Below are 6,031 nucleotides of genomic sequence, written 5' to 3'. Positions count from 1 at the left end.
GCGGTGGTGGGCACGATTGTTGGCCTGGCCATGAGCAAAAGTGGCGCGGACAAAGGGCTGACCAAGCTATGCGATGCCTTCAGTAACGCCCTGTTTCCGCCCACGGTGCAGGCGAACATTCTCACCGGTTCCACCAATACCCTGACCAATAACATACCTGCCGCCCGTGCCGCCGGGGCGATCAGCTCCCATGTCACGCCGGCCGGTACCGAGCTGGAAGAAACCAAACCCGAGCCGGAACCCAGTTACCTGGACATGGCCGAGGGTTTCTTCTCGCAGATGTGGCGCCCTACCGTTGCAACGCCTGCGCCGGGCGCCGTGCCCAAGCCGCTGGACCTGGTGGTGTGCATGAAGCACCCGCCGATGCCGCCGCAGTTTCTGGCCGAAGGCTCGGATAAGGTCACCATCAACGGCCAACCCGCCGTGCGCAGTGGTGATCGCAGTACCTGCGATGCGACGGTGGTGTCGTCCGGGCTGATTTCCTCCAACGTGACCATCGGCGGCGGTTCGGTAGTGGTGCGTGAAATTCGCAGCGGCAAGACGCCCGGCGTCGGGCTGGCGGTTACAGCGCTGTTGATGCTCAAAGGGGGCAAGGGCAAGTTCTTCAGCAAGTTGCCGTGCATGTTGGTCAGCGGCGCCACTTCGATGGCCATCAGCAGCGCGATGGGGGCCGCGGCCAACGCCGCGATGGGTTCGTCGAACCCGGTGCATGCTGCGACGGGCGCGAAGGTATTGGGTGATGTCGAGGAGCTGGATTTCGTACTGCCGGGCATCCTGCCGATTGACTGGCAGCGCTTCTACAACAGTCGCGATGAGCGCCCGGGCAGCCTGTTTGGCGTCGGCTGGAGTGTGCCGTACGAGGTGTGCGTCGACATTCAGCCCCATCCCGAGGGCGGCGAAACGCTGGTGTATACCGATGAGCAGGGTCGGCCCATCGACATGGGCGCCATTCCCTTGGGCGGCGCAGTGTTCAGCGCCGGTGAAGGGCTTGCGGTGCGGCGACACCTCAATGGGCAGTTGCTGATCGAAAGCGACGACGGCATGTACCGCTTGTTCGAAGCTGCGCCAGCGAACCCGTCGCAACTGCGTCTGAGCCAATTGGGTGATCGTAACGACAACCGCATCTACCTCGACTATGACGAAACCGGGCACTTGGTGCGCCTGCGCGATACGTTCGATCTGGTTCAGGTTGAGCTGATCCGCGATCAGGGCTATCTGAGCCGCATCGAACGCCTGTACCCGGATCAACGTCGCGAAGTGCTGGTGAGCTACGGCTACGACGCAGCGGGCAATCTGGCGCAAGTGCGTGATGCAACCGATCAAGTGCAGCGGCGCTTTGCCTACGATGCCGGGCGCCGAATGGTGGAGCATCAATTGCCCACCGGATTGCGCTGTTTCTATGAGTGGGCACTGGTTGAAGGCCTGGAATGGCGCGTGGTTCGGCATTGGACCGATGAGGGCGATGCTTACCAGTTCGACTATGACCTGCAGGCCGGACTCACGCGGATCACCGATGGTTTGCAGCGCGTGAGTACGCGGTACTGGAACACTCAACATCAGATCATTCAATACAGCGATAACCTTGGCCAGACCTGGCTGTTTGAGTGGAATGACGAACGTCAGTTGCTCAGCGCGACTGATCCGCTGGGTGGGCGCTATGAGTACAGCTACGATGAGAGCGGTAACGTAATTGGCGAAACCGACCCGCTGGGCCGCAGTGATTCGACCTTGTGGCTGGAACATTGGGCATTGCCGCTGGTGGAAACCGACGCTGCCGACAACAGCTGGCAGTATCGTTATGACCCACGCGGTAACTGCATCGCCGAGACCGATCCACTGGGCTATATCACCCGTTACCGCTATGACGCGCACGGCCAGCCAGTGGAAATCATCGATGCCACTGGCAAAAGCAAACAACTGCGCTGGAACCCGTTCGGGCAGTTGGTTGAACATATCGACTGCTCCGGCTACCCGACGCGCTTCAGCTACGACGAGCGCGGTTATTTGCAGGTCATCACCGATGCGCTCGGTGAACGCACGCAGTTCAGCTATGACGCCCAGGGGCGTTTGCTCAGCAGCCAACTTCCAGACGGTCGCACTGAACAATATCAACGCGACGCCAGTGGACAGTTGGTGGGCTACACCGACCCCGCCGGGCACACCACGCTCTACCAACACAACCGGCGCGGCCAGGTACGCCAGCGCACCGACGCCCATGGGAGGCAGGTGCAGTTTGGGTATGACAGCTATGGGCGGTTGCAAGCGTTGGTCAACGAGAATGGTGAGAGCTATCGGTTTGCGTGGGACGCCGGGGATCGGCTGACCGAGCAGCAAGACCTCGACGGCAGCGCCAAGCGCTACGACTACGACTTGCTCGACAACATCACCGCAGTAACTGCTCATCCTGCACCTTATGGCAATGGACTGGCGATAGTGCCCGAGACGCCCCCCGCGCCCATCGTTCACCGACTGGAGCGTGATGCGGTCGGGCGACTGGTCGCCAAAACCACCGACGATGGCCGCACCGACTACAGCTACGATGCAGTGGATCAGCTCACGGCTGTGACCTTCACTGATCTACAAGGCAATTCCCAAGCCTTGGGTTTCGCCTACGACGCTGTCGGCCAACTGCTGGCCGAACAAAGTGCTGCTGGCAACCTGCAACATCACTACGACGAACTCGGCAACCTGATCCAGACCCAGCTGCCGGACGGCCGCTGGCTCAACCGCCTGTACTACGGCAGCGGCCACCTGCACCAGATCAACTTCGACGGCCAGGTGATCAGCGATTTCGAACGCGACCGCCTGCACCGCGAAGTACTGCGCACCCAAGGCCAGCTCAGCACCCGCAGCGAATACGACCGCAGCGGCCGCCTGCGCTCGCGCCAACGCCGCCTCGCCAGTCAGCCAACGCTGATGCCCGCAGCGGCGCAAAAGCAGTTCGAATACGATCCCGCCGACAACCTGATCGGCAAACTCGACCAGCAACCTGCCGCGCAACATCGCCAACTGCTGCATTACGACGCCACTGGCCGCATCATCGCCAGCCAGGACAGCCTGCACGGGCAGCGCGAAACCTTTGCCTACGACGCCGCCGCCAACCTGCTGGACGGCCCGCAAGCGGGTGCTGGATTGGTGGTGCATAACAAGCTGCTGACGTATCAGGACAAGCGTTATCGCTATGATGCGTTTGGGCGGATGGTCGAGAAGCGCAGTGCCAAGCGTGGTGTGCAGCGGTTTGCGTATGACGCGGAAAGTCGGCTGGTTGAGGTGCGTAATGACGATGGTAGCGTGGTCAGGATGGCTTACGACCCGCTGGGGCGCAGGGTTGGGAAAACCGAGCATGGCGGTGATGGTTATCCGCTGGGGCAAACGCAGTTCATCTGGGATGGCCTGCGCTTGTTGCAGGAGCATAAACACAGCCAGACAAGCCTGTACGTTTATGAGGATGAAGGCTATCAACCTCTGGCTCGCGTGGACGGTGCCGGGCCGCTGCAAAAAATTCGTTACTACCATAACGACCTGAACGGGTTGCCGGAGCAGTTGACCGAGGCTGATGGGCACACGCTCTGGCAGGCGACTTATCGGGTGTGGGGCAACACGCTGGAAGAGGTGCGCGAGCCTTATTTCATTGAGGAGCAGAACCTCAGGTTTCAGGGGCAGTACCTAGACCGCGAGACGGGGCTGCATTTCAATACGTTCAGGTTTTATGATCCGGATGTGGGGCGGTTTACGACGCCGGATCCGATCAGCTTGCTTGGTGGTACCAATCTTTACCAATACGCACCAAACCCAATTACGTGGGTCGACCCATGGGGCCTATTTAACTGGAACTACAAAAACATGCCTGGAATCGATGGGTTCCAGAAGCACCACATTATTCCTCAATCGCTGGCTGATCATCCTGCGCTGAAAAAAGCTGGATTCGACATACACAAAACATCCAACATCATTTACTTGCCTTCTGAAGAGGGCAAACATGAATACCGTACTATTCACAAAGGCTCCCATCCGGGTTACAACAAAGCTGTTCGGGTACAACTCAATGAAATATCCATTGCAGGCAAGGCTGGAAAATGGAAAAAAGCCCAGTACGTGCAGGCTGTGAAGCAAGTTGTCAGTTCTCAACGGTCAGGGTTACGCAGCGGGCGTACCAGACTGAATAAAAATTCAACTCAAGCAGGTCGCTGCGGGAAATAACATGTACCTATTGGACGTCAGTGAAAGTTACTCGGAAATTTACTGGTTTAAATACGACCAGAAAGCCTCCCCAGATCACCTATTGTTTATAAGTGGAGAAAAACATTCATCGATTACTACCACACCGACCTTTAGAAACAAAAAAAAGGTCAGTAAGCCTCGCGTACTGTCTTACGATCTTCTTCAAAGTGACACACTCGAGTTTGTAAGCACCGCAATGGCCAACATACTGTGCACGTTTCCAGAAGACGTTCAGCTCTTCCCTGCTGACGTTTACCTCAAAGAAGAAAAACTGCATGGCTATTATGTATTTAATGTAATCCAGACGTTACCTTGTATTGACTTGGATAACTCTGAGTATGGCCCCATGTTTAGTTTTATGCCTGATGGTCCTCTTAGATTTACATCACTTCAAAGTCTACCGCCTGATGCTTTAGGCAATCATCATATCGTCAGGGCGAAGGAAAGCTCTCAACGCATCTTCGTTTCCCAGCAGTTCAAGGAGCAGTGCGAAGCTGCCCAACTTAAGGGCATGCAATTTGTAGATTGCTCTAAAGGCATTCAAGTGTGAGCTTATATAATAGAAGCTTCCACACATTAAAAGTTAATGCAAGTCATATAGGTCAGCAAGATTAAAAGTCTGTCCCCTTATCTATGCGAAAGGCCGTAACGGAAAACGAGTAGGCGGCAGGAAAACCTGGGGTGGCGGGTCATCCTGCAGAAAATAAGGAGTTTCTGATGAAAAAGATGCAAGAAATCACCAACCTATTCAGCACTATCAACTCCCATACCGATAACGATTGGGTCTATACCAACCTGGAGAAATGGGAAGCGCACCCAGAGAGCGCAATTTTCTACCTCATTTCAGAGGATGAAATTGACGATCTCGAGGAAGACGATAAAACAGTCGAGAATTCTGCCGGCGAACTTATCCCCAAATCCTTGGCTAAGGAAAACGTTGAAACCTGGCTGGATGTGCAAACTCTACTAGCCATATTCGAAATTATTCAAAAGAAAGTTAAGGCGCCAGACGAAGATATTTTGATCCGAGCAATCAACCACTACCGAGAATTCGATGACTTCATGGAAGCCTGATTACTACCCAATAAAATTGGGACCCAAGCCAGTCAGACGGTCCTGTTATTAAGGATTGACGCTGTCTTTGAGCGACTTGCCCGGCTTGAATGCAACGGTGTTGCTCGCCTTGATTTTCACCAGAAAAATGGGACGGATTTTATTTACCATCTTGCGCCTAAATAAAAGCGTCCCCTTTTCCGCTCTGATCTGCAAGGCAACGCCCAGGCTCTGGGTTTCGCCTATGACGCTGTCGGCCAACTGCTGGCCGAACAAAGTGCCGACGGCAACCTGCAACACCACTACGACGAACTCGGCAACCTGATCCAGACCCAGCTGCCGGACGGCCGCTGGCTCAACCGCCTGTACTACGGCAGCGGCCATCTGCACCAGATCAACCTCGACGGCCAGGTCATCAGCGATTTCGAACGCGACCGCCTGCACCGCGAAGTGCTGCGCACCCAAGGCCAGCTCAGCACCCGCAGCGAATACGACCGCAGCGGCCGCCTGCGCTCACGTCAACGGCGCCTGAATAGCCAGCCCACGCTGATGCCGGCAGCAGCGCAAAAGCAGTTCGAATACGACCCCGCCGACAACCTGATCGGCAAACTCGACCAACAACCCACCGCGCAACATCGCCAACTGCTGCACTACGACGCCACCGGCCGCATCATCGCCAGCCAGGACAGCCTGCACGGGCAGCGCGAAACCTTTGCCTACGACGCCGCCGCCAACCTGCTGGACGGCCCGCAAGCGG

General features: G+C 56.6%; 3 protein-coding genes and 2 pseudogenes. 4 read left to right on the top strand and 1 reads right to left on the bottom strand.

Annotated elements, in window-relative coordinates:
- From BFP92_RS28820 to BFP92_RS28810, 3 genes are all read left to right on the top strand, one after another.
- Positions 1-4,200: RHS repeat-associated core domain-containing protein (locus tag BFP92_RS28820; protein ID WP_139114130.1), on the top strand; the 4,200-nt coding region annotated here is incomplete at its 5' end.
- Between the two features lies 1 nt (position 4,201).
- Entirely contained in the window at positions 4,202-4,771 is a 570-nt protein-coding gene (locus tag BFP92_RS28815) for an imm11 family protein (RefSeq protein ID WP_065932086.1), read from the top strand.
- A 167-nt stretch (positions 4,772-4,938) separates the two neighbouring features.
- On the top strand, positions 4,939-5,295 hold the full coding sequence (locus BFP92_RS28810) for a DUF7716 domain-containing protein (protein ID WP_065932085.1): 357 nt from the start codon (positions 4,939-4,941) through the stop codon (positions 5,293-5,295).
- A 48-nt stretch (positions 5,296-5,343) separates the two neighbouring features.
- Here BFP92_RS28810 and BFP92_RS31610 read toward each other — a convergent pair.
- Positions 5,344-5,415 (bottom strand): annotated as a pseudogene (locus tag BFP92_RS31610) (HU family DNA-binding protein); the annotation flags it as partial.
- A gap of 63 nt (positions 5,416-5,478) precedes the next feature.
- On the opposite strand from BFP92_RS31610, the pseudogene BFP92_RS30880 reads away from it, so the two are divergent.
- A pseudogene (locus BFP92_RS30880) lies at positions 5,479-6,031 on the top strand (RHS repeat domain-containing protein); the annotation flags it as partial.

It is taken from the genome of Pseudomonas sp. 58 R 3, assembly GCF_900006605.1.
Classification (GTDB): Bacteria; Pseudomonadota; Gammaproteobacteria; order Pseudomonadales; family Pseudomonadaceae; genus Aquipseudomonas; species Aquipseudomonas salomonii.
Note: the sequence above shows the minus strand (reverse complement) of the source record. Positions and strands in the feature narration are given on the sequence as shown.